The organism is Planctomyces sp. SH-PL14 (assembly GCF_001610835.1).
Classification (GTDB): Bacteria; Planctomycetota; Planctomycetia; order Planctomycetales; family Planctomycetaceae; genus Planctomyces_A.
This window is the reverse complement of the sequence record NZ_CP011270.1, coordinates 5636113-5658372: the sequence shown is the minus strand read 5'-3', so window position 1 is coordinate 5658372 and position 22260 is coordinate 5636113. Positions and strand designations below refer to the sequence as shown.

Sequence of the window (22260 nt, the reverse complement as noted above, 5' to 3'; positions counted from 1 at the left end):
AAGGGCCTGTCGGGGTATGCGACTTGCTTTCCACTCCGGACGTCCTGAGAGACGGGGACAACTGTCCGTCTCGTTCGTTTCCTGGGGAGGAGAAATGTTACGCCACACTGTTTTGATGTCGGCCGTGGCTCTGTGCCTGGCCGGTCAGGCTCCAGCACAGGAGCGCACCGTTCGCCGCGTGGAGACCGCGACGAGCGGGGCCCAGATCCACAAGCTGAGCGTCGTGATGAAGTCGAAGGTCCTCATTCGTGAGGATGAGCCCGCCGGGCAGATCGTGGACGTCGTCCTGAGCGACGGTGGATGCGTTGAGTACTTCATCGCTTCGCATGACGACCAGTACTACGCGCTGCCGTACCAGGCGGTCGATGTCCGGTACACGGACAGCGTCGTGTTTGTCGACATCGCGCCGGCCCGGTTCAAGCAGATTCAGTTCTTCACGCAGGACCGGTGGCCGGACTTTGCTTCGGCCCAGTTCCGTGAGCAGGTGAACTCCACGTTCAACGTCCGCGTGGAAGACCGTGGTGTCCGGGGTGGTGCGGCTCCGCGGCCGGCGGGGGATCGTCCGCGTGACGCGGGGAACCGCGATCGGGATGACAACCGGACCGATCGGAACCGGGATGACAGCAACCAGCCCGACCGGAACCGGAATCAGCCGCGGGACAATGACGATCGGGCTCCTGGTCAGGAGCGTGATGGTGCACGGCCGCGGGACCCGGCTCGGGACAATGCGCCGATGCCGCGGACGGAGACTCCGTCGACGGATCGGGACGCGGCCAATCCGCGTACTCCGCGGGAACCGGCGGCGCCTCGCGATGCGGCGGAGAACCGGCCGAAGACGCCGGCCACTCCCACCGAGCCTCGGACTCCGGCCCGGCCGAAGACGCCTGCCGAGCCGAAGGAGCCGGTGACGCCTCCGGCTCCGCCGACGCCTCCGCGTCCGTAGAACGCTGACGTTGATCGAACCTGAGTGATCGCCCTGTCGCCAGTGTGGCAGGGCGATTTTTTTGCGCACCGCGTCCTTGCCGGCGCAGCTCCCAAAGCTCAAACCCAATGTGCGACGGCAGCCGGGGTCAAGGGGGCCTCGCCCCCTTGCCGCCGGAGGCACTCCTGTGAGGAACCGTGGGACACAACGGATGTCCCTTTGTGGTCCCCGCGTTGAGGACTCCTTCACACCACACCGCTCGCGTTTCAATCCCCGCGGGTTGGTGAGGGGGCATACGGCGCTGTGTCCGCGCTTGGACACTCGCTCCTTCAGAGAGATCGAGACGAGACGGGCCTCCGGCGGGCAAAGGGGCGTTGCCCCTCTGCACTCCCCACCAGGGGATCCCTGGACCCGGTTCTTGATGTGGCGTGTCGCGCCCTCGGCTACCCGTGCCGATCAACACTCAGCATGTGCGACACCTCCACCACACTCCCGACCTTCACCGCCGGACGCACCAACCGCGTCCCCCTCGAATTCCGCACGGACTCCGGCTCACCCGTCGACCTCACCAACAAAACACTCCGCCTCCGCTACTGGATCGCCGAAACACAACAGTTCGTCTTCGAACACGAACTCTCCGACGGCACCAACTCCGGCAACATCGAATTCGTCCACCCCCTCGACGCCTTCACCTTCCCCGAGAACACCATCCTCGGCTGGATCCTCGATCTCCTCGAAGGGACCGGCGACGACCTGACCATCGACCCCTGGGCCACAGGGACCGTCCTCTGCCATCCCGTTCCCCCCGCCCCGGAGGGCTCGGCATGACCACCCTCGACATCCCCCGTACCCGCATCACCGTCGAACACCAACCGGCCATCGTCGTCCGCGCGGCAACACGCACCGCCGTCCTCGACCGCCGCCCCGCCCTCGCGATCCGCGCCCCCCGCGAACTCCGGATCACCACCGGACGCCAGGGTCCCCGCGGACGACCAGGCACCGCCGAAGGCTACCTCCACCAGCAGCCATCCCCGTCGACGAACTGGACCATCGCCCACAACCTCGCCTACCGCCCCAGCGTCGAGCTGCGGACCGTCGGCGGTGTCCTCATGGACGGCCAGGTCACACACGTTTCCGACAACCTCATCACCGTGGCGTTCGCCTACGCGCTCGCCGGTTCCGCAAGGCTTCTCTAAATGGCAACTCGTCTCGTCGGCGCCGACCTCGACTTCAACAGCGTCGCCCGGATCATCAACCTCCCGGACGGCACCGACCCGCAGCACCCCGCGACCGTCGCGCAGCTCAGCGCCGTCTCGGAAGGGCTCGCCTGGAAGGACAACGTCCGGACCGCTTCCACGGCCAACGTCAACACCAGCTCCCCCGGCTCCACGATGGACGGGGTCACGCTCGCGACAAACGACCGCATCCTCCTCAAGGACCAGACGGACGCCAGCCAGAACGGAATCTACATCTTCAACGGGGCCTCAACCGCCCTGACCCGCGCTGACGACGCCGCCGACTTCGATTCGCTCGAGTCGGCCGTCGTCACCGTCGACGAAGGGACCGCCAACGAGGGCTCCACCTGGCGGCAGACCGAGGTCAACGGCACCGTCGGGTCCGACGATCTCCTGTGGACCTCCTTCGGGGCGACCGTCGGTCAGGCCACCGAGACCTCCGCCGGCAAGATCGAGCTCGCCACGCAGGCGGAGGTCAACGCCGGAAGCGATACCGAGCGGGCGGTCACGCCGGCGACTCTCTCGGGCTACACCGGCTTCACCAGGAAGTACTCCACCAGCATCGGCGACGGCTCGAACACGAGCTACACCGTGACCCACAACCTGGGCTCGAGGGATGTGACGGTCGCCGTCTTCCGCAACTCCGGCAACTACGACGAGATCCTTGTCGAGACCCGCCACGACACCACCAACACCGCGGTCATCGTCTTCGCCGCGGCGCCGTCGTCGAACCAGTTCCGCGTCGTCGTGACGGGGTGAGACCGGAACAAGGGATGAGGCCTCAGGGACCCGAGCCGGGAGGCCGCGGCAGCTCGCCTTCCCCGCCCGCCTTCGACCGATCACCGGCGACTGCCAACCAAGAACTCCCCCCATGCCCATCGAAGTCCGTTCCGCGCTCAGCCCCCTCGCCACGCCGCTGGCGGTGAGCAATGGCGGCACCGGCGCCGGGACCGCGGCCACGGCCCGCAGCAACCTGGGGCTCCGACCAGCCGCCCTCGCGGAGGCTTCGCCGCTACAGTGCGGCAGGCTGACGCTGCTGGGCGGCACACCAATCACGACCGCAGACCTGACCGCGCAGTCGACGGTCTATTTCACCCCCTGGCGAGGGAACGTCGTCAGCCTCTATGACGGGGCGGACTACCAGCCTTACAGCTTCTCGGAGCTCAACGTCGCGCTGACGGGGCTGACCAGCGGGAAGAACTACGATGTCTTCGCCTACCGGACATCCTCGACTCCGCCGAACGCGTTCCGGTCGTTCGATCGGGCGAGCTCGCTGTCGGGAACGACGATCACGGTCAACCGGCCGGCCGGCGTCGTGTCCGGTGACCTGATCCTGATCTTCGTGAAGACGGCGAACGGGCCGACCGGCTCCGCAACCAGCGGGTTCACGAAGGTGGACGGCCCGGCGGTCACCTTCAGCACGTGGACCAGCCGGCATTACTGCTACTGGAAGCGGGCCGGCAGCAGCGAGCCCGGCACCTATACCCTGAACGTGGGAACCGGCGAGAAGATCGCCGTGGCCGTTGCATGGAAGGGGGCCAGCTCGACTGTCGATCCCGTGTTCGGCTCAGCCAGCGGCCGCACATGCCCGTCCGTCACAGCACCGGAAGCCAACACGAAGCTGCTGCTGTGCTGCATGGCCCACGACGTCATTGGAACCCCGCCATCGGGAACGACCTCCCTGTTCGCCGGGTCCTACGAAGAGGGGTCACAGTCGGCGAACTACTTCTTCAAGTTCGACACCATCAACGGACCTTCCTCGGCGACGTCGACGGGAACCAATGCCTACGCCAGCGGCGGCGGGAACTGGCCGGCCGCGTGGACCGTGTCGATCCCGACCGAGCCGCCGGGAGCCGATGTCACGCGGATCGATCTCGCTCCTGCCTGGACGAACGACACGACCCGCTCGGCCGCGGTCGGTCTGCTGGCGGGACAGTGGGTCAACGGCGCCCCGCTCACGACCGTCATCAACGGCGACACCGTCGCGGCGTCCCGGGGCCTCCTGCTGGGGACGATCCGGGCGACGGGGACGGCGACGACGGAGGACAGCTATGTGAGGCGGTTCTGCGCGAACCTCCTCCATCCGGTTGCGAAGCTCCTGTACCGAACGGACTCGACGATCCACACGTACAGTTCCACTACGGTCCGCGGCTGGAACGGCGGGAACCACACGGTGGAGTGGGTCTCTCCTGTCCCGCTGTATTCGACCATCCTGCAGCTCAATGGAGCGTTCTCGCCGACCGGAGCGGGGACGCAGGGGGCCCGGATCTCACTCGGCGGTTCGACGACGACGCAGTTCGTGGCGATCGACTTCGGGCTGGCGAATCCGATTGGAATGGGAACGGCATTGCCGACCGATCCCTCGAACGGCTATCGCGTTGTCTACGTCACCGAGTCGGCCACCGGGAGCGGAAACACGACCTTCTTCACCTTTACCGTTCACGCACAGGTGTGGGTATGACGGCCGCGGATTTCCTGGCGATCGCCGAACTGCTGGCGGCGTTCTCCATCCCGGTGATCGCGGTCACGGCGGAGGGGGTCGAATACGGGACGGAAGCGACCACGGTCCAGCGCGGCCGCGCGGACCGCATCTTCGCCGCGTGGCCCGCACCGCCTGAGCCTGGACAACCGCCGGAGCCAGAACCGGAGCCGCCCCCCGTGCCGGTCACGTCGCCGGAGCGGGTCCTCACGCTGCACAACCGGCTCTCCCTGATGGGGATCCCCGCGATCGGCGTCGCCCGCGACCGGATCGACTTTGGGGCGGAAGCGACCGAGCCGCAGCGGGCAACCGCCACGGCCCTGTTCGACGCCTGGGACTGGGACGCGCCGCCGGTCCCGGCCCAGGTGACCGCGACGCAGGCGAAGCTGGCGCTGATCGACGCCGGACTGTATGAGGCGGTGGACGTCTGGATCACCGGGGCGGAGGCAGAACAGGACGGCTTTCGCTACCGGGTCGTGTGGGACGCGAGCAACTGGTCCCGGACCAGTCGCGAGCTCAACGAGATCGCCGGGAAATTCGGGCTGACGGACCCGCAGGTGGACGACCTGTTCCGCCTCGCCGCGACGAAGTGAGCCGCGGTCCGATCCGTTCACCCCTGACCAACAGCCTCCATCGCGCAGCTCGAAGCCGCCGGCCAACCACGGGCGAGAGGGACAGTCTTGTGATCGAGAGGTCCCTTCCCACCGGAGGCACGTCCCGAAAAGGAACCGTCCCGGCCACAACCGACGTCCCGCGCGAATCTCATCTCGCCAGCCGATCCCCGGACGTGACACAATCCATCTCGCGCCGATGCAGAACGGTGAGGTGGGCGATGAGTCGTCAGCGTACGCGGTGGATCGCGGTGGTCTTAGGACTGCTGGTTCCGATGTCAGCGGGCAAGCTACGCGCGGAGATCCTTCCAAGACACCCACTGCGGCATCTGGCCGGATTGGCGGACGCCGTGGTCCTCGGCAGTGCGGTTGCGGGGGATGATCTTGCCATGACCATTACGGTGACCCAGGTCCTGCAGGGGCCCAAGGATCTCATCGGCCATCAACTCCGCCCGGATCCTCAGCTGTACAATCTCGGTGATATGTACGCTCGGCTTTTTAAGGAACCTCGACCGCCCATCCACGTCAGGACGGCGTTGGTCTTCCTGAAAGCGTCGAACGATCCGAAGGCGAAGGAGACGTACCAGATCGTCATGTCCGGTCTCCGGATTCTTTGCGAGAACGGCGATGTTCTGATTCCTGATCAGACCTCGAATCCGGGCCCCTACTACCTTCACGCTCGATACCCTTCCGGCGAACAGCCCCCGTCATGGGAGGCGATCCTGAAGCAGGTTCAAGCGGACCTGCCACCCGTGGAGCGGGCCCGCGCCGCGATGAGCATTCCGGAACCTGCGAAGCGCAACCGGGCAATCCTGGCCTGGCTGACGGAGCATCAGCACGAGTTGGATCAGAAAAACCTCAGGGGAAGTGACAGGAAGGACTGGGGGCCTTTTCAGTGGACGCTGTACGATCGGGTGATGGAGAGCGGTCACCCGGAAGCCTGCTGGACCACGCTGGAGCTTTTCACCGTTCAGGGAAGCTACGGCCACAGCCACGACGGCCCGTTCTGCTCTCCGGAAGGCCGCCAGCTCGTCCTGCGGAAGGCCCTCGACGCGACTCTCCCCGTCAACATCCGAGAGGCGGCCCTCGCGGAACTTCACGACAGCCAGAACTTCTGGAGGGAGAACAATGCCTCCACCAATCGAAAGGCGCTGACGCCGGAGGAACGGACGCAACTGATCGAGCAGATCGCTCCGCTACTCGCCGCCAACGACCCCTCTCTCCGGTCGAGGGCCGTTCACTGCCTGGAGACCATCGGGCGGCGACGAAATGGAGAGGACTCCGCTCAACCGAGCGCGCGAGTCGCGGAACTGCTGGCGGCGCGGTATCGCGTCGAACGAGATAACGATGTGCGGATCCGTTGTGCCGAATCGATCCTGAAGGTGGCGGACGACCGCTTCTGGAAGGACCTGACGGGAAATCCGCACGGGATCCTGGTCACGGTGTACCGTGTGTCGAGTGTTCAGGACCGCCTTGGCCTCTGGATGGGGCTGGAGACGGCTGGCGTGAAGCTTCCCACCGCTCCGACATTTCTCCTCGAACGTCTGGATGCAAATGGCCCGGCGGGAGAGGTCCGGCGAATCGAAGCCATCGCATCTGACCCGGCGGACTTCTTTTCCCAAGGCGCGTGGACCCGCGACCGCGGCAATCTCGTTCTGGCCGTCTCCCTGGAAGCCGTCAACGCGGGAATGTGGCGGGTCACAGCCGAGGGAACAGTGGACGAACAGACCTGGACGTCGGTCCCGATCGAGATCTCCCTCCCCTGACCCGCGTTCCGCGAGGTCACAGGGCGACCACGACAGACCATCCCGTGTCCGGGGGAGTCAGTCTTCGCCCCGCATCCGGTCCGAGTCGCGGAGCTCGATGCTCACGTACGGACCGCCCGCTTCCGGGTACCGCTGGAGCCATCCCTGGGCCTGCTCGCGGCTGTCGAAGGGACCACCGACGACGTAGTCCCACGCCTTGCGGCCGTTCGTGACGCCCAGGGCCCGGGCGTCGTTGGCCGAGGGGTTGATGTTGGTGACGTAGTACTTCCCGGGCTCAAGTTCCGCCCTTCTCAGAAATCGAATGGACATGATGGTTGCCTCGCACGAAGAGATCCCGACCGCGGTGCCAGGTCGAGCTACAATTCTACGCGGTCGGACTCTGTCGGACGAATTCTTTGAAGCGTTCCCCTGTCGGCTTCTCCGATCTGCCCTACAGTGAGAGCCACGAATGTGCCGCTTTCTGATCGACCGGGCCTCGTCTTGGAGGATGCCTCCGCCGTGTCTGCGAGAGACGACACCGACGATCTGCTGCAGCTTCCCGACGTCGTCGCCGAGGCTTTCGTCCGGGCGGGCTGGCGGCCCCGTGTCCGCCGCGAGCGCGACCTCTTTTCCGAGGAATTCCCGAGGGCATCGACGCTCCTGGATGAGCTTTCCGGGCTGGTCGTCGAGGCGCTTCCCCAAAGCGGGCCGCTGATCCCGACATCGCTCGAATTCCGGATCTCATCGCATGAGGCGGAGCGCGAGTTCGACGACGCTGATCATCGGCGTCTGCTGCCAGAGCTCTTGGGGGTGTCGCTGTGCCCGGTCGCCTACGGCGGCGGGTGTCACGCCTATCTTCTCGTTGCGGATAACGGCTGGATCTTTACGTTGTCCTTCTCTGGAACCGGTTGCTATCTGATGGGCACGTCCTTCAGTGACGCCGCGTGGCGGATCCTGACGGGACAGCGCAGGCTCCCGGTGGTCTGGGGTGATCCGGACGTTCCGTGGCAGCTCCATCTCGACCCGTTGGAGCTTCAACAGCAGATGTCCGTCCTTGAGCCCTTTCGGATCGAACGAGGGCAAGGACTCCAGGGAGCGGCTCCCGTGTTTCCGACGAAACCGCCTCCGAGGACGCCCGGCGCGATCGAGCGACTGGTGGAGTGGCAGGACGAGCAGAACCGGCGCCGGTTTCATCCGCTTTCGTTGCGGTTTCTGATCCCCTGTGTTGTGGTTGGCGCGGCCTCTTTCTTCTGCTTCCTGTTGACCAGCGCCACGCTCGCTTTGCGAATCTCGGCAACCGCGACACTGATTCCCTTTGGAGCTCTCTCGTTCGCCTGCCTTGCTGCAGCCACAGACGAGGCCGAAGTACGCAGGCAACCTCGATCCGGACTGGTCTCCATCATCATCGCGGTCTTTTGCCTCGCGTGGCTTGTCTGTCTGGCGGGGATCTGGATCCGATAACCACACCTCACAGTTGGTCGCGGCTTGGGAGCGAAGAACCGGATTCCCTGTTCCCATCGCCATCCGGTAGCATCGGTCCCGATTGCTGAGGCCAGATTCGCCTGCACGGTCGAATCGTTTCAGGAGATGTTCCTTTGGCTGCGGGTCAACAGTGGTATTACGTCAAGAACCAGCAGAAGTACGGCCCGGTCTCCGCGGCCGAGCTTCAGTCGCTGGTCCGGTCGGGGAAGCTGGGGCCGAGGGACCTGATCTGGACGGACCAGTGGCCCGACTGGCGGGCGGTGGCGACGGTCCCGGGACTGATGGGGTCCGCGGCCGGCGCGCAGTCGGGGCCCCCTCCGCTGCCGCCGCGAGCGGGGAAGGGTTCTGCTCCGCCGCGGGACGACGCGGAGGAGGCCGACGGCCGTCGCCCGCCGAGCACGATGGGGATTGTGATCGGGGCGCTCGCCGGCGGGATTGCGCTGACGGTGCTGGCCTGCTGCGGAATCGCGGCGCTGTTCGATCCGGTGAACGTTGCACCGCAGCGGCCGGCTCCGAGGGCTGTGGTGGATGAGCCACCTGCGCGGGGGTTCCTTGATCCTGAGCCCGATGCGGGGCAGTCAATGTGATGACCGAGCCGGCGATTCAGGTCACTCCCGCGCAGCTGTTTGCGGAGTATGAGGCGAACGACATTGCCGCCGACCGGAAGTACAAGGGGAAGGTGCTGCAGATGACGGGGACGGTGGACAACATCAGCCGGGACATTCTGGACACGATCTATGTGACGTTGAAGGCGGGGAATACGACGTTCTTCCGCATCCAGTGTTTCTTTGATGATGGCTCTGAGGAGGCGGTGGCGAAGTTGAGTTCGGGGCAATCGCTGACGATTCGGGGGCGGTGTGACGGGAAGTTCGGCAATGTGATGTTGAAGGACTGCGCGATCGTGAAGTGACCACAAAACCGGGTCCAGGGGCACCCTGGTGGGGAGTGCAGAGGGGCCTGTGTTGTTTTAGTGGCCCTTTGCCCGCCGGAGGCCCGTCTCGTCGAGAGATGTCGGATGGAGCGAGGGGCCAAGCACGGACCCCGTGCCGAATGCCCCCTCACCAACCTGCGGAGATTCCTCAGCGAGCGGTGAGTCCTCAACGCCGCTTCCACAAAGCGGTCGTCCGTTGCGTACCACGGTTCCTCATGGAAGCGCCTCCGGCGGCAAGGGGTCGCCCCCTTGACCCCAGGCGGCCGTAGCACGTTGGGTTTGAGCTATGGGAGCTGTGCCGGCACGGACGGTTACTCAACCACGATCAACTCGTGGCACTCCAGCCACGTGGGCGGCTCACACTTCTCCAGCAACCTTCGAACCACCGCCTCCGGCACCACACTCCGACGTCCCCGATTCTGTCCCAGGATCCGCGACAGCGGCGGCTCCAGATACACAATCTCGATCCGGGCCCCATAGTCCGCAAACAGATCCAGCCACCGCCCCCGCGTCAGCCGCATCGTGTTCGTCGCGTTGAACGCAAACGCCCTCCCCGCCCGCAACCACTCCCGACACCGCTCCCGCGCCTCCTGTGCCACCGTCCCCTGGTCGTCCGTCGGATCGACATCCAGCTCACCCCGTATCCCATCCAGCGATACCACAGGCAGCTCCGGCCGATGCCGCGCCAGCCAAGTATCCTTCCCACTCCCCGGCACTCCCGACATCACCGTCACCCGGCACGACGGAGCATCATGCGGCACATAGTGCAGGCTCGGCCGGGCCTTCCGGAAGAAGGTGAACCGCGCATGGTCGCTCGCAAATGGATACGGTCCCTCAAAACAGCCCGCCTCCTCCGCGGTCATCTTCCAGAAGTGCAGGTTCTCCTCCGGCCGCGACATTGAGTCGGTATCGCGGCCCCGCGTGTCGGCGATGGCGAACAGGAACAGAAGCCGGTTGCTCACCAGCCACGACAACCGCACGACCTCGTGAACCGGCTCCTCGCGCTCCAGCAGAAATGCCGGCCGACCGTGATAGCGAACCAGACGGGCAATCTCCTCCCGGGTCGCCAGGTCGCACCCGAGCTCGCGGAGAACCGACCGAGCGACCTGCTCCCCTTTCACCGCATGCCGCGGCGACCGGACGCGCCCGGTCTCCGGATCGACCTCCGTCGTCAGCGGCTTGGCGACATCGTGAAACAGCGCCGTGAAGGTCAGGACCGCCCGCTCGTGCGGCGCGAGCGTCGGCCACTCGTCCAGTTCGAGAAGCTGGCGCAGCACCATCTGCGTGTGCGTCCACACATCCCCTTCGGAATGCCACTCTGGGTCCTGCGCGCACGCCGACATCGCCCGACACCAGGGCTGGCTCTCGGCCCAGGCCACGACCTCTTCAATCGGGGCTCCCTTGAGTTGCTCCCACGTCATGACCAAATCTCCGCCCCTTCGGCCAGCCGGTTGGGCACCATCGCCTGATGCTGCCAGTGCGTGCTCTGGCGGATCTTCTCGACGAACTCCGGACGGACGAACTTGGCCCGTCCGGTCACCCGTCCGTCCGCCTCGGTCCGCAGGTACAGCCCCTCCATCAGGTTGTCGGGCTGGCCGGTGGCCGGGTTCTCAAAGTGACTGTCGAATCGCGACGGCCCGATCAGCCCCGGGAGGTCGTCCCGCGTCGCCGGTCCGGTGTGAAGGACCGGGACCGTCTGAAGTCCCGTGCCGTCCAGGAGTGCGAGCCGCCGCTGCAGGTCGAGGAAGAGTTCGGCCGATTTGTCGTAGATGTCGAACTCGAAGAAGTAGTGCGGGAGGCCGCGGTAGTGGATCGAATGCCGCGCGTAGACCCACTCGCCGAACAGGATGTAGCGGTCCTCCAGCATCGGCTCGAGAATGTCGCGGCGAACGGCGACCCACTGTTTGAACAGGTCGTACTGCGGATGCATCCCTTCGCCGATGAGGTGGCCGCGGCACTGCAGGACCATCTCGCCATCGGCGGTGAAGTGGATGCCGACGTTCGTGCCGTCGATCTTCTCTTCGACGATGAGCGACCGGTCCGCGATGAACCGCCACGATTCCGCCTCGCCGAGGTGCTTGTCGTCGTCAGTCCCTTTCGAACCGAAGAGGTGCGGTGTGCGGGGATACTTGGTGAAGTCACCGTGCGAGGCGCCCATCAGAGTGCTCCCGGAACGGATTGGGTGGAGGAGACGAATGCGCGGACGTAGTCGTTGTAGCCGTCACGCATGGGGAGTTCGAACTCCGTGCGAATCCGCTTCCGGCGGGTCGTGACCGGTTGGCCCGTTTTCGGATTGGTCGACGGTTTGTCGTACTCCTCCCAGAAGAGTCCGACGCCCCGTTTCTGCCAGCTCGGGAGGTCGTTGAAGTTGATCCCGCGGCGGAAGAGCAGTTCGTTCTTCTGCCCCACGGAGAGTCCGAGGAGGCATCGGTCCGCTTCCCGGGCTTCGACTCCCTCCTTGCGGAGCGTCCAGTAGCACCATGCACTGAGCGCGTTCCGCGCGGCGTCTTCGCTTCGCCAACGAAAGTAGTCGACGACCCGCCCTGGTGTCGGCAGTTGCGAGATCCGGCAGTCGAAGGAGGCGGCGCGGCCCAGCTTGACGGAGAACTGAGCGCTCGCTTCGCCGGCCAGCGTGGAGGTGTATTTTCGGAGCTTGCGGCCAAACTGCTGCTCCGCGGGATCGAGGAGGAGGGAGATCTCGTCGCTGGCGGTCGCGGCGTACTGCACCCGGAAGCCGCACGTCATGAGCGACCGGGCGGTCTCCACCATCAGGTCCCGGAACCGGACATCGAACGGGGCCTCAAAGGAACACAGTCCCTTCGTCAGCCGGGTGAAGCTGCGGCCGTCGAGACGGGCGACCATGAACAGGTCTGGAAGGACGGAGAGGTCCGCGGCGGTTTCGTAGACCCGCATCGTCTTGTCGAGTTCATTGAACTGCATCGCACCACTCCTCATCGATGAAGCCCGAGTCGGTCAGCCGGACGTACCGCAGGGCGTCGAAACCTTCGTCGAAGGCGGGACGTTCAAGAGTCCGGGCGGTCGACAGGATGCCGACGTCCGGAACGGGTTTCGGCCGGAGCCGATTGCGAGTGAGACACTGCTCGACGCGCGATTGAAAGTAGTAGCCGATGACCGAGTAGCGGGCGGCTCGGGCCGCGGCGATATAGGCCGACCGGATTCGACGGGTGGGGTTGGTGTTGTCGATCACGAACGGGAGGTCTGTCTCCAGGCAGACCGAGAGAAGTTTCTGCTCGCGGTGGCGTGTCCGCAGTTGATCGAGGTTGATCCGGACGTGCGTGGAGAAGAACCGGTCCTTATAGAAGGACGATTTGCCCGAGGCCTGAAGGCCGATGAACAGGACCGCCTGCATGATGTCCGAGGCCGCTGGAAGGGTCAGTGCTGAGCCGGGGAATGGGTGGCGCGGGCAGACCGACCGTTGAACAGAAAGCGTCCGATGCCGCGGCTCATCCCTGATGGGTTGAGTGCAGGACGGGGTTCAGCGGATGAGAAGATGTCATGGCGGACCTCCGGCGTCGGGGCGATGTGATGCGGACACAACGTCGGAGAAAAGGTTCACTATCACCGGGTCCAGGGGCACCCTGGTGGGGCGTGCAGGGGGGCCACGCCCACTTGCCCGCCGGAGGCCGTCTCGTCGAGAGATGTCTGAAGGAGAGCGTTTCCAAGCGCGGACACAGTGTCGGATACCCCCTCACCAACACGCAGGGCTTACGAAGCAAGCGGTGTAGGGTGAGGGAGTCGTCAACGCCGGTGCCACAAAGCGGACGTCCGTTGCTTACAAAGGTTCCTCATGGAAGCGCCTACGGCGGCAAGGGGGTGAGACCCCCTTGACCCCAGCGGCCGTCGCATGTTGGGCTTCAGCAACGAGCGTCGTGCCGGCAAGGACGAGAACCGCTCAGGCGTGCGGGAGGTGTCGGGGGACCTTCTCCTGCAGAATCCGGATCAGCTCGGGCTCCATAAAATCGTACCGGTCCGGAATGCCCAGGCAGATTACCCGCTTGTCCCGGAGGTATGGTTGGAAGCGACTCGAAAGCTTGGACCGCTGCGCCGGATCCATCACAAAAATGATCTCAGCCCACTCGAGAACCTCCGCTGTCACGGGACTCTCGGCCTCCGGATTGAGACCGGCCGACGCAGTCTCGACACCGGGCCAGTCCGCAAAGACCTGCTCGGCGGTCGGACTCCGCAGACGGTTCCGGCCGCAGATAAACAGGACGTTCACGACGTGGCGCTCTCCTGCGATCAGTCGGGGTCCGTCCAGTCACTCATCTCCTTCGCCAACTGCTCGTCCGTATCCCGTACCCGGTAGCTGCTGAGGTAGTTGGGCCGCCACAGCTTTGTCGCGAGATCCTTCTCAAACGTGAACACGCGCCGTCGAGTTTTGCCTCCCCGGGCATATCTCGCAAAGACCACCTTCGTCCCCTGGTAGTCCACGACGCGGACCACCTCCATCGTCTTTGCGGCGCCGTGCGGGTCTCCTCCGTCGCTCAAGTGTCCCAGCTCGATCTTGGCCCGGACGTCGCCGTTGGCGTCGATCTGCAGGATGGACCGGGCGGCCGTCTCGGGAGTCGAGAAGTCATAGGCGGCGATCCCCTTTCCCAGCGGGTCGCCTGACGACAGGTTGATGAGGAGCGCTGCGAACGAGAACAGCACCGCGGCGCAGGAGAAGGCGAGGGGGAGGACGGGCGGGATCGCGAAGCGTCCCGGGGAGCGGGCTGGGGCGGCGGCGGGAGCCCATGCCGGTTCGTCCCGACCGCGGGGGATGGCCATGCCGGGCGAGCTGTCGTAGGCGGGGGCGATCCGGAGCACGCGGAGGCCGCGCTGTGCCATGGTGGTGGCGACGTCGGCTTCGCTGGCGGCCTCGATGGTGCCGCTTCTTTCCTGCCCGGTCGCGTCGACGACGGTGAAACGGAACTTCGGCATGAGTTGAGTGTGGGCCCGGGTTCGGCAAGGCGGGTGAAGAGGGGGGGACAGCAGTGTGGCCCTCGCGCGAGTCGTCGGTCAAGCGGCGAATCGGTGTGAGTACAACACCGGGTCCAGGGGCACCCTGGTGGGGAGTGCAGAGGGGCCTGCGTTGTTTTATTGGCCCTTTGCCCGCCGGAGGCCTGGCCGTCGGGAGATGTCTGAAGGAGTGAGTATCCAAGTGCGGACACCGTGCCGTATGCCCCCCTTACCAACCCGCGGGGATTCCACAGCGAGCGGTGAGTCCTCAACGCCGCTTCCACAAAGCGGTCGTCCGTTGCGTACCACGGTTCCTCATGGAAGCGCCTCCGGCGGCAAGGGGTCGCCCCCTTGACCCCAGCGGCCGTAGCACGTTGGGTTTGAGCTATGGGCGTCGTGCCGGCAAGGACGTCGTTCGAACAGTCAATTCGATGCCGCCGGTGAGACAGACGGGCTCCCCTTCTCCGCCCGATCAATCAGAAGATCCACCCGCCGCGCCTGCTCCTCCCACTTGTCCAGAAGACGATCCATCCGCTGATCCTGCTCCTCCATCTTGCTCAGCGAAGCCGCGCGACGCTTGATCTGCTCGTCCGTCTGGTCCAACTGCGTCTGGGTCTGCCGGATCCGCGCCTGATACTCATCAAGCTCCCGCTCCCACACCGACTTCTCCGCATCCCTCTCGGCCTTCTCACTCCGCATCACCGGCTCACACCCGACCGCCAGCCCCGACACAACCCCCACGACCAACAGACGGCCCGTCACAGATCCCATGGTGTCCCCGCCCCCCCGCCCCCGGCCCCCGGCCTCAACCCCTTTGAATCCGCCCCACCCGCCAATCAACCGATCAGTGTGAGCCGCGTCCAGACCGCCGGTCAAGCCGCCCGCAACGATCGCTGGACCCGGTCCGTCGGGCCCGGCAAGATAATCGTCGCTGGCCACGCTTCGTCCTGCATCGAGGGACCTTCCGCCGTGTGTTCTCTACGCCTCGTCAAAACGCTTGCGCTCGCTCTGCTTGTGCTCGGCCTGCCCGCATCGACCTCCGCCGCCCCACCCAACCGGCCGACCTTGTGGGACCTGAGCTTCTCCAGGGACAGCCGCCACCTCCTGACCTGCGGCGACCAGCTTCGCGTCTTCGACCTGCGGGAACCGGCGCCCCGAACTCCGCTCAAACAGCCCTGGAAGGCGTTCGGATGGTCGCGGCGGGCAGCCTTCTCACCCGGCGATGCCACCCTCCTGGCGGTGGCCAGGGACACCGGGCACGTCACCCTGCTGCGACTGGGACAGGCCGAGCCGGTTCTGGAGATCCCCGTGGAGGAGGCGGTCCGGGGTTCCGCCTGCCACGATGTCGTCTTCTCGCCCGACGGAAGGCTGCTGGCCGTCGCGTTCTCGAAGCTCGCCGAGGGAAGCTTCGTCGATGGCCAACTGCGGATCCACGACGTCGAGACCGGCAAACTGGTCCACTCCGTCACCCGCGAGGAGAACAAGATCAGCGGCGTGGCCTTCTCACGAGACGGCGGGCGGCTCGCGTTCTGCTGCGGCCCGGATCTGGAAGTCTTCGACCGCAGCCCCTGGGAGGGGGTCGGAACGGTCAAGCTCCCCACGGGCGGGTTCCACGAGGACGATGGAGCCTTCGCCCTGTCGGCAACGTTCCTCCATGATGAGAACCATCTCGTCGTCGGGGGCGGGATCTGTGCCGGTCTTCGCAACAAGATGGGCTGCAATACCACCGGACTCCTGTGGTTGATCGATTTCGAGGGGCAGGCCCGTTTGGACGAAGAGCCCCGTCCCAACTACATCCGTTCCGTGGACGCTTCCCCGGATGGACAGCAGTTCGTCACGGCCTATTACGATCAGCAGGGAACACACGTCACGCTGTCCGAGGCCAACGGGACCGTCCGCTGGTCCACGGCCAAGGCGCGGGAACTTTTCGGCGGCGATCCCTACGGGTTACAGATTTCCCCGGATGGCAAACGGGTGGGCTGGTGTGATGACGACGGAATCCACCTCCTCGATGCCGCGACCGGAGAAGGTCGAGAGACCATCGAGGTCAACCCGCCGCTGAAGTAGCCGGTGAGTGTTGACTCCGGACCATTCCGACGCGGCGGCTACGAACCCAGAGCGCGGCGCGAGCGAAGCAGGCTCCCCACACCGAGCGACGCGGCCAGGACTGCGTAGACGCCGGCGAGCGCTGGGCCGGAGAGACGCTTCTCGAACCCGGGCGTGAACCGTCGCGGCACGACGTAGTAGTCCGTGACGTAGGCGGCGGCCGCGACGAGGGCTCCGACAGCCATCGAATTCGCCATCGTGCGTGGTCCCATGCGGCGCATCACCAGTTCGTGGATCGCCGCCCACCCGGTGACGGCCATGGCATTCAGTGCCGCGCCGGTGGCGGTGTACTCGACCGAGGCCTCGTTGTGCGCGGCCGCCTCATCGCCCCAGGCAATGTGGCTGACGGCATTGATCGGCGCGATCGGCTCTCCCTCCTCCCACTGGCCGAGGGCACTGACGGCGGCCGTCGTCGCGGCGGTCGCGACCGCCCCCGTGCAAAGCGTGTCGGTCGCAAGTTCCTGAAGCATGTTCATCGGACTTTCCTCCTCCGGATTTCCTGTTCGAACTATCCCGGAGGAGTCGCAATCCGCGTGCCCGCTCATGCGATCCGCCGCCGACCGAAGCGGTGACGCATTCCGAGAGCCACCCCGTTGCCGCGGAGCGGACACTCATTGGCCGGCGAACCCCATGCTGTACATGGCCCACGGCGATGCGAGGCGTCGCAACGACCGGCGGATCGCCCGATGCATCCGGATCTCGATCAGCATCCGCCGCAGAAAGCCGGCGCGGTCGAGTTCTCCGGCGTAGAGGAGCCAGATCGAAACGCGGACCGTCCGCGCGGCGTCCTCGTACCCGTCGGACTGAGTCAGCCGTCCGTAGCCGCCCTCAATGAATCTGCGGATCTGCGACATGACCTGGGCCTCAGGGATGAAGAAGGGGGCGGAGCGCATCGACAGCCTCTCAAGACGATACAGGCCCGTCCGGAGGCCTCACCAGTCCAGCGCGAGCCGCACACGGCTGGAGCCCCCCGCCCAGCTTGCGGACAGAACGGCCCGCTGCGCGGCCTCAGGGTCCGACCGCGGGGCGAAACGGTCCCCCGTCACTCCGCGCGAGTGACGTTGAGGATCATGATCGTCAACGTTTTCGACTCGAAGACCTGCTCCGCGGCCGGATCGTTCGGATCGGAACCGGGAGGGCGGAACCGACTCGTGGACGACGTCCCCATTCCCCCGAGGATCAAGGGCGTCCCCGGAACCATTGTCAGCGTCGATCGGGCGCTGGAGATATCCAAGACGGGCGACACGCCGCCGCCTGCCAGCGGAACCGTGCTCCCGTTCTCGCTGGAAATGCTGTGCTTGACTTCCACCGCCACGCGGTCTTTCTCAGCCCGGACCAGCTTGGCCGACAGCGCGAGACCGACCCGCATGTTCTGCTCCACCGCCGCGGGGGACGGAAGCGCGTCCACGTGAACCGTGCTCTCCTCGCCGAGGCGGGTCACCACGCTCGGACAGCCAACCTGCCGGGCGAAGCCCTTCCGGGCGGCCGCAAACAGGAAGGACCGGGAGGCGACGGCCACCCGCGTGACTTCCTCTCCCAGGAGTTCCGCATGGGCAGGGACCGGGATCTTCTGTTCTTTGAGGAACGCCGCTCCCTCCGGGGTGTCGAGCTTCAGCAGGTCGAACTCGACCGTCCGAACTTCGACTTCGACCTGCGTTGGGGCACCGGTCAGGCGGCTGAGAGCGTCCGCCTGAGCCCGGAGCCGTCGTGACTCTTCCGCGATCGACTGGATCTGCCGCGACACGACCGCATCCAGGTCATTCCCCCGGGCCTCCAGCCAGGCGGCGACCCCGGTCAGCCCCCGGGCTTTGGCGAAGGCGGCCCCCCGCCGCAGTTGCCCGGTGAGAGAAGTCTCAGCGAAGGACGTCTCGGCCGGCCGCGCTGTCTCGGCGGCCGGGAGAGACGCGGCAACGAGCCCTCCTGTCAGGAGGGCGAAGAGCAGGAGAGGCGACAGGCAGCGCGAGGTCAGCACGGGAATCTCCTCCAATGAGCCGGTGCATGTCGACGAGCGATCGACGGCCACAAGTGTTTTATACCGGACGTCCAAAGATCAGGACCAGACCGAGGGGGGCGCCGCCCGCCGGCACCGCGCGGACGCTTCGACGAAGCCCTACCGCGACGGCGGCTGATGGGGCGTTTCGGCCACGATCTGGAAGTCGTCGATGTACACGATCCGGCCGGGGAAGTGACTCCGGAGCATCCGCGTCGCCACACCGTGTTGCTTCAGGACCGCGACCAGGTCCCACATCCGGGCGATCGGTTCCCGGGCGTACGGAAGGAACCAGGCGACGGCGTCCAGCGTCCAGCGGCCCGAGTTGAGGTTCTGCTGAAACGGCGGACAGGGGAGATGGGTGTTGAACCAGTCGAACGCCGCTTCCACGACGTCGACTTCGTAAGGTTCCAGGACGCCGTCATCCCCGAGGATCCGGGCCGACGTAATGACGCCCGTCGCCCACCACGGGTTCTGCTGGGGTGTCGCGACGACAAAGCGGACGTACATCGAGCGGCCCGGACAAACGGAGTCACGAACGGGAGTCGGAGCCGACGCACGGCCACGCCATCCGAGAACGACACGGAAGCCCGGTCCGGGGTTCGGCGGTCCGATCTGAGCGCGTCACGGAGCTCGCCCGGGTGTCTCCGGTCGGACTGGCCTCGGTTCTCGCAACGCATTGCTGAATTCGATCGCGTTGCGGAGCTGCGTGTCTGTCGGATAGCCGCGATGTCCGGGAGCCCACTGAGTCAGAGGCCAGTAGAACCACCGGACCATCCCGTGCACTTCGGGGTGCCTGCTGAAGACGACCAACCAGCGTTCCGGATGGTCAGGTGGAGCCAGCGTGAACTCTTCCGGAAACGCGCGGAAGGTCAGGAACGAGCCGACGTAGAGGACCAGCAGGACCGCGACAACGAGAGTGATGCGAGTGGCGGGACGCATGGCTGATCTCGGATCAGGACGGTTCTCTCGCCGCGCCGGGCCACAGCCAGAGAGCGAGCCCCGCCACGACCATCGACAGGGTCATGAGCCCGCCGAACAGCACGAGACCGGCGATCGTTGAGTGAAGCGGCGAGTCGAAGGGAATCGGCCGACTCGTTCGCAACAGTTCCCAGCCGGCCAGCGAAACGAGACCGATCCCGGACCACCAGCGGCGGTCTGGAGCGCGCGTCACGAACTGCGCGATCCCGAAGAGCCCGATCGAAAGGATCGCGAAGAGCGTGACGGACCAGACGAGGGACTCGGCCATGAGCGTGGGTACGGCGGCGCGTGGAAGCGGTCTTTGCCTTGGAAGTGTCCGGTGCGAGAGGACCGCCGGTCAAGACGGGCTTCGTCGCCCGGGTCCGCAGCGGGCTTGCCAGAAGGTCTCGACCAGAAGGAGCAGCGGCAGCAGGCCGATGACGCTCAGGACCGTTCGGCCCCACGGCGTCGGCGCCGGCGGCACGATCGCCGAGGCGGTCAGACTCAGCAGGACGAGGAACTGGACCGTTGCCGATCCGGTCTGCCACCACGACCGGACGGGCCGGGGCTGCCGCAGGTGGAGCGCCGCGACGAGCAGGGCGAGCCACAGCAGAGGGGCGAAGGTCGACAGCGGTGTCATGCGTCCGGGGTCACTCTCTCGATCCGGGGAGGGCCGGTTCGGAACGATGGCAGGCGAGGCGCTGTCGCGCGTCGATTTCGAGCTGGCTGGCCGCCTCGGTGGACTTCAGCCATCGGGCCCAGCCGGAGGGGTGCGGCCGGCCGCACCCGTGACCGCGAGCGGGGGCGTGGGCGGCTTGCCGGGAACCGAAGTGGGACGCATCGAACTCGCTCATGTGGTTCAATTGGTCAGCGGTGGCCCAGGGATGTTGTGCCCGAAGCGCGGCGTAGTCGAGCGAGTCGACGAAGAGCAGGCTGGCAACGCACATCCCCAGCACGATGATGAATTCCTTCATCGCACGGATTCCTGAATGGCCCACGGAAAACGCGCGGCGTCCCTGCGTGACCTGCCGAGCGCGGGATCACGTCCTCTGGGGAGAACGGGGGGTGGCCGAAGATTTCGCGTTGACTCGCGTTACGAGTCCATACGAGGTGGTGCTGGCGTGATTTACCGGGATTCAGGGAATATTCAGGGTGCGGGGCCGCGGCAACACGCGGGGGTTGCAAAGCCGGCGATGGACATCGTGCCGGCGCGGTCACCGCATCAATCGAGACGACCGCAGTACACCTTCGTCTCGTAGTCGAACGGCACCCGGCCTTCGACCTGATGCGTCGCGAAGATCCGGCGAAGCTCCTGCATCATCCCGGCATGCTGCGGGTGTCCCGCCTCCGGCGCGTACGACGACGAGAGCAGCCGCCCCTCCAGCCCCGCTAGGTCGAACGTCTGCCGGTTCTCACAGACGTCCCGCGAATACCCTCCGCCAAAGAACCCGTCCAGCACCGCATCGGTCACGTTCTTGTGGTCGACCTTCTCATAGTCGCTCGAGAACTCCTGCAGCAGCCGCTCATACGCCTCCGCAAAGGGAGACCCGTCCCGGCGGCGATCGTTCCAGATCAGCACGACCCATCCGCCGGGCCGCAGGATCCGCCGAAACTCCGCCGCCGCGGCCGCGCGGTCAAACCAGTGGAACGCCTGCCCGGCCGTCACAAAGTCCACGCTCGACCCCGGCAGCGTCGTCTCCTCCGCGGTCCCGGCCACGCTGTGGAACTCCGGATACGGCCGAAGCTCCTCTTCGCCCGCCTCGCGCATCTCGCGGTTCGGCTCGACGCCGTAGACCCGGTTGCCATGCCGCAGAAGCAGTTCGCTGAGGATCCCGGTCCCCGAGCCGATGTCCGCCACGACGGTCGAGTCCGACCAGCCGCAGCGCCGCCGGAGGCAGTCGCAGACTGACTCGGGATAACGAGGCCGGTAGGCGACGTAGTTGGCGACGCGGGTCGAGAACCGTTCGGTCGATTTCATGCGGGCATGTTACTCAGCCACAGGCTGCTTGTGTGTTTCGCACCGGGCGCCGCGATCCTTCCCGGTGGCTGTCCAGGTTCCGGGATTCGAGGGCGTCGACGCACGACAGAGGCAGAGAATCAGGCCACAGATGAACACAGATAGACACAGATCTAAGGCAGCGGAGGCGGGAGTTCGCGTCCCCGACCGGTCCTCTCTCTCCTGCCTTTCTCTGTGCCTCTCCATACCTCTGTGTTTCATCTTCCCCCCCGGGCGGATCCCGCCGCCAGCGACTCCCAACAGCGTCCCCCGACGCGTTCTTCACACAACAGAATGCCCCGGTCTCAGGCAAAACCCTCGCTCCCCGAAATCCGCACGTAATGAACTTGCGTTCACTACCCCTGTGTGGCATAAATCGGCGAACGAAACAGGACAGAGCGAAGGACGCTCGCCGGGGCCTGCGACGATCAGGCCGCTGTGTGTGAAGGGGTAGGGGAAATTGTGGCCGGAATTCCCGACAAGGTCATCACCGACTGGAGAACGAACCCGCGGTATTGCCGCGGTCTCGCCTTCCTCCGGGCCCATGCCGTGATGCTGCTTGCGCACCGGCTGTTGCCGACCGCGTAGGAGTTTTCGCTCCGGCCGCGCTGCTGGCGTGGCCTCTCCTTGTCCGATGGCGGGGCTGCTTCGCGGCGGATCTTTTGGCCGCGAGGGGGCTGCGCTGTCCCCAGATCAATCCATGCTCACCGGCGCCGGTCACTGCGCGGACGATTCGTTCGATCGCGCCGGGCGCGCGTGAGATGACGACGGAGCGTGGGCTCCGCTCTTCTTTCAAACAACAAAAGACCGGCAGACAACAAAAAGACCGGGGCGGCTGGCGGGC

The 22260-nt window shown here is 65.9% G+C and carries 29 protein-coding genes; 12 read left to right on the top strand and 17 right to left on the bottom strand.

The window, feature by feature from the left end; all coding sequences use genetic code 11:
- Positions 1-124 precede the first annotated feature (124 nt).
- From VT03_RS35080 to VT03_RS21565, 7 genes are all read left to right on the top strand, one after another.
- Positions 125-943: a hypothetical protein gene (locus VT03_RS35080; protein ID WP_156514677.1), complete on the top strand. Its 819-nt coding sequence runs from the start codon at positions 125-127 to the stop codon at positions 941-943.
- Between the two features lie 447 nt (positions 944-1390).
- Complete coding sequence (locus tag VT03_RS21595) at positions 1391-1750, top strand: hypothetical protein (RefSeq protein WP_075094915.1); 360 nt, start codon at positions 1391-1393, stop codon at positions 1748-1750.
- Positions 1747-2118 carry a hypothetical protein gene (locus VT03_RS21590; RefSeq protein WP_075094914.1) on the top strand — a complete coding sequence of 124 codons (372 nt, stop codon included), beginning with the start codon at positions 1747-1749 and terminating at the stop codon, positions 2116-2118. Before VT03_RS21595 ends, VT03_RS21590 begins: the two co-directional genes overlap by 4 nt.
- A complete protein-coding gene (locus VT03_RS21585) occupies positions 2119-2916 on the top strand; it encodes a hypothetical protein (protein WP_075094913.1) in 798 nt (265 codons plus the stop codon). It abuts the gene before it with no gap.
- 112 nt (positions 2917-3028) lie between these two features.
- Positions 3029-4618: a hypothetical protein gene (locus tag VT03_RS21580; protein WP_075094912.1), complete on the top strand. Its 1590-nt coding sequence runs from the start codon at positions 3029-3031 to the stop codon at positions 4616-4618.
- Positions 4615-5229 carry a hypothetical protein gene (locus tag VT03_RS21575; protein ID WP_075094911.1) on the top strand — a complete coding sequence of 205 codons (615 nt, stop codon included), beginning with the start codon at positions 4615-4617 and terminating at the stop codon, positions 5227-5229. Before VT03_RS21580 ends, VT03_RS21575 begins: the two co-directional genes overlap by 4 nt.
- A gap of 239 nt (positions 5230-5468) precedes the next feature.
- Positions 5469-7013 carry a hypothetical protein gene (locus VT03_RS21565; protein WP_156514676.1) on the top strand — a complete coding sequence of 515 codons (1545 nt, stop codon included), beginning with the start codon at positions 5469-5471 and terminating at the stop codon, positions 7011-7013.
- Positions 7014-7070: 57 nt separating this feature from the next.
- On the opposite strand, the gene VT03_RS21560 is transcribed toward VT03_RS21565, so the two are convergent.
- Positions 7071-7322 carry a hypothetical protein gene (locus VT03_RS21560; RefSeq protein ID WP_075094908.1) on the bottom strand — a complete coding sequence of 84 codons (252 nt, stop codon included), beginning with the start codon at positions 7320-7322 and terminating at the stop codon, positions 7071-7073.
- Between the two features lie 189 nt (positions 7323-7511).
- On the opposite strand from VT03_RS21560, the gene VT03_RS21555 reads away from it, so the two are divergent.
- The 3 genes from VT03_RS21555 (at position 7512) to VT03_RS21545 (ending at position 9384) form a co-directional block, all read left to right on the top strand.
- On the top strand, positions 7512-8453 hold the full coding sequence (locus VT03_RS21555; protein ID WP_197489038.1) for an SUKH-3 domain-containing protein: 942 nt from the start codon (positions 7512-7514) through the stop codon (positions 8451-8453).
- 134 nt (positions 8454-8587) lie between these two features.
- Complete coding sequence (locus VT03_RS21550) at positions 8588-9061, top strand: DUF4339 domain-containing protein (protein ID WP_075094906.1); 474 nt, start codon at positions 8588-8590, stop codon at positions 9059-9061.
- A complete protein-coding gene (locus tag VT03_RS21545; RefSeq protein WP_075094905.1) occupies positions 9061-9384 on the top strand; it encodes an OB-fold protein in 324 nt (107 codons plus the stop codon). Before VT03_RS21550 ends, VT03_RS21545 begins: the two co-directional genes overlap by 1 nt.
- A 332-nt stretch (positions 9385-9716) precedes the next feature.
- Here VT03_RS21545 and VT03_RS21540 read toward each other — a convergent pair whose 3' ends face one another.
- From VT03_RS21540 to VT03_RS34320, 7 genes are all read right to left on the bottom strand, one after another.
- Positions 9717-10826, bottom strand: coding sequence for an AAA family ATPase (locus tag VT03_RS21540; RefSeq protein ID WP_075094904.1), 1110 nt, complete (start codon positions 10824-10826; stop codon positions 9717-9719).
- Entirely contained in the window at positions 10823-11563 is a 741-nt protein-coding gene (locus VT03_RS21535; protein ID WP_075094903.1) for an RNA ligase family protein, read from the bottom strand. The genes VT03_RS21540 and VT03_RS21535 overlap by 4 nt, the downstream gene beginning before the upstream one ends.
- Positions 11563-12345, bottom strand: a complete 783-nt coding sequence (locus VT03_RS21530) for a tRNA(His) guanylyltransferase Thg1 family protein (protein ID WP_075094902.1) — start codon at positions 12343-12345, stop codon at positions 11563-11565. The genes VT03_RS21535 and VT03_RS21530 overlap by 1 nt, the downstream gene beginning before the upstream one ends.
- Positions 12332-12775 carry an AAA family ATPase gene (locus VT03_RS21525; RefSeq protein WP_075094901.1) on the bottom strand — a complete coding sequence of 148 codons (444 nt, stop codon included), beginning with the start codon at positions 12773-12775 and terminating at the stop codon, positions 12332-12334. The genes VT03_RS21530 and VT03_RS21525 overlap by 14 nt, the downstream gene beginning before the upstream one ends.
- 543 nt (positions 12776-13318) lie before the next feature.
- A complete protein-coding gene (locus VT03_RS21520) occupies positions 13319-13645 on the bottom strand; it encodes a low molecular weight protein tyrosine phosphatase family protein (protein WP_082846414.1) in 327 nt (108 codons plus the stop codon).
- A 20-nt stretch (positions 13646-13665) separates the two neighbouring features.
- Positions 13666-14346, bottom strand: coding sequence for a hypothetical protein (locus VT03_RS21515; RefSeq protein WP_075094899.1), 681 nt, complete (start codon positions 14344-14346; stop codon positions 13666-13668).
- A 441-nt stretch (positions 14347-14787) separates the two neighbouring features.
- Positions 14788-15135: a hypothetical protein gene (locus VT03_RS34320; protein WP_197489037.1), complete on the bottom strand. Its 348-nt coding sequence runs from the start codon at positions 15133-15135 to the stop codon at positions 14788-14790.
- A 198-nt stretch (positions 15136-15333) separates the two neighbouring features.
- Between VT03_RS34320 and VT03_RS32855 the strand changes: the two genes are divergently transcribed.
- The gene (locus VT03_RS32855) at positions 15334-16431 is read left to right on the top strand and encodes a WD40 repeat domain-containing protein (protein ID WP_197489036.1); all 1098 of its coding nucleotides are present in this window, start codon (positions 15334-15336) and stop codon (positions 16429-16431) included.
- A 38-nt stretch (positions 16432-16469) separates the two neighbouring features.
- Here the strand turns inward: VT03_RS32855 and VT03_RS21500 are convergent, their stop codons facing one another.
- The 9 genes from VT03_RS21500 to VT03_RS21460 form a co-directional block, all read right to left on the bottom strand.
- The gene (locus VT03_RS21500; protein WP_075094896.1) at positions 16470-16946 is read right to left on the bottom strand and encodes a hypothetical protein; all 477 of its coding nucleotides are present in this window, start codon (positions 16944-16946) and stop codon (positions 16470-16472) included.
- Positions 16947-17081: 135 nt separating this feature from the next.
- Positions 17082-17363 carry a hypothetical protein gene (locus tag VT03_RS21495; protein WP_075094895.1) on the bottom strand — a complete coding sequence of 94 codons (282 nt, stop codon included), beginning with the start codon at positions 17361-17363 and terminating at the stop codon, positions 17082-17084.
- Positions 17364-17512: 149 nt separating this feature from the next.
- Positions 17513-18442 carry a hypothetical protein gene (locus VT03_RS21490; protein ID WP_075094894.1) on the bottom strand — a complete coding sequence of 310 codons (930 nt, stop codon included), beginning with the start codon at positions 18440-18442 and terminating at the stop codon, positions 17513-17515.
- 138 nt (positions 18443-18580) lie between these two features.
- Positions 18581-18970 carry a hypothetical protein gene (locus VT03_RS21485; protein ID WP_075094893.1) on the bottom strand — a complete coding sequence of 130 codons (390 nt, stop codon included), beginning with the start codon at positions 18968-18970 and terminating at the stop codon, positions 18581-18583.
- A gap of 114 nt (positions 18971-19084) precedes the next feature.
- A complete protein-coding gene (locus VT03_RS21480; protein ID WP_075094892.1) occupies positions 19085-19402 on the bottom strand; it encodes a hypothetical protein in 318 nt (105 codons plus the stop codon).
- A 13-nt stretch (positions 19403-19415) separates the two neighbouring features.
- Positions 19416-19709, bottom strand: coding sequence for a hypothetical protein (locus VT03_RS21475; RefSeq protein ID WP_075094891.1), 294 nt, complete (start codon positions 19707-19709; stop codon positions 19416-19418).
- Between the two features lie 69 nt (positions 19710-19778).
- On the bottom strand, positions 19779-20060 hold the full coding sequence (locus VT03_RS21470) for a hypothetical protein (RefSeq protein WP_075094890.1): 282 nt from the start codon (positions 20058-20060) through the stop codon (positions 19779-19781).
- Positions 20061-20070: 10 nt separating this feature from the next.
- Positions 20071-20394 carry a hypothetical protein gene (locus tag VT03_RS21465; RefSeq protein WP_075094889.1) on the bottom strand — a complete coding sequence of 108 codons (324 nt, stop codon included), beginning with the start codon at positions 20392-20394 and terminating at the stop codon, positions 20071-20073.
- Positions 20395-20642: 248 nt separating this feature from the next.
- Complete coding sequence (locus tag VT03_RS21460) at positions 20643-21398, bottom strand: class I SAM-dependent methyltransferase (RefSeq protein ID WP_075094888.1); 756 nt, start codon at positions 21396-21398, stop codon at positions 20643-20645.
- A gap of 480 nt (positions 21399-21878) precedes the next feature.
- Between VT03_RS21460 and VT03_RS35000 the strand changes: the two genes are divergently transcribed.
- Positions 21879-22004: a hypothetical protein gene (locus tag VT03_RS35000; RefSeq protein ID WP_255378407.1), complete on the top strand. Its 126-nt coding sequence runs from the start codon at positions 21879-21881 to the stop codon at positions 22002-22004.
- The last annotated feature ends 256 nt before the right edge of the window (positions 22005-22260 follow it).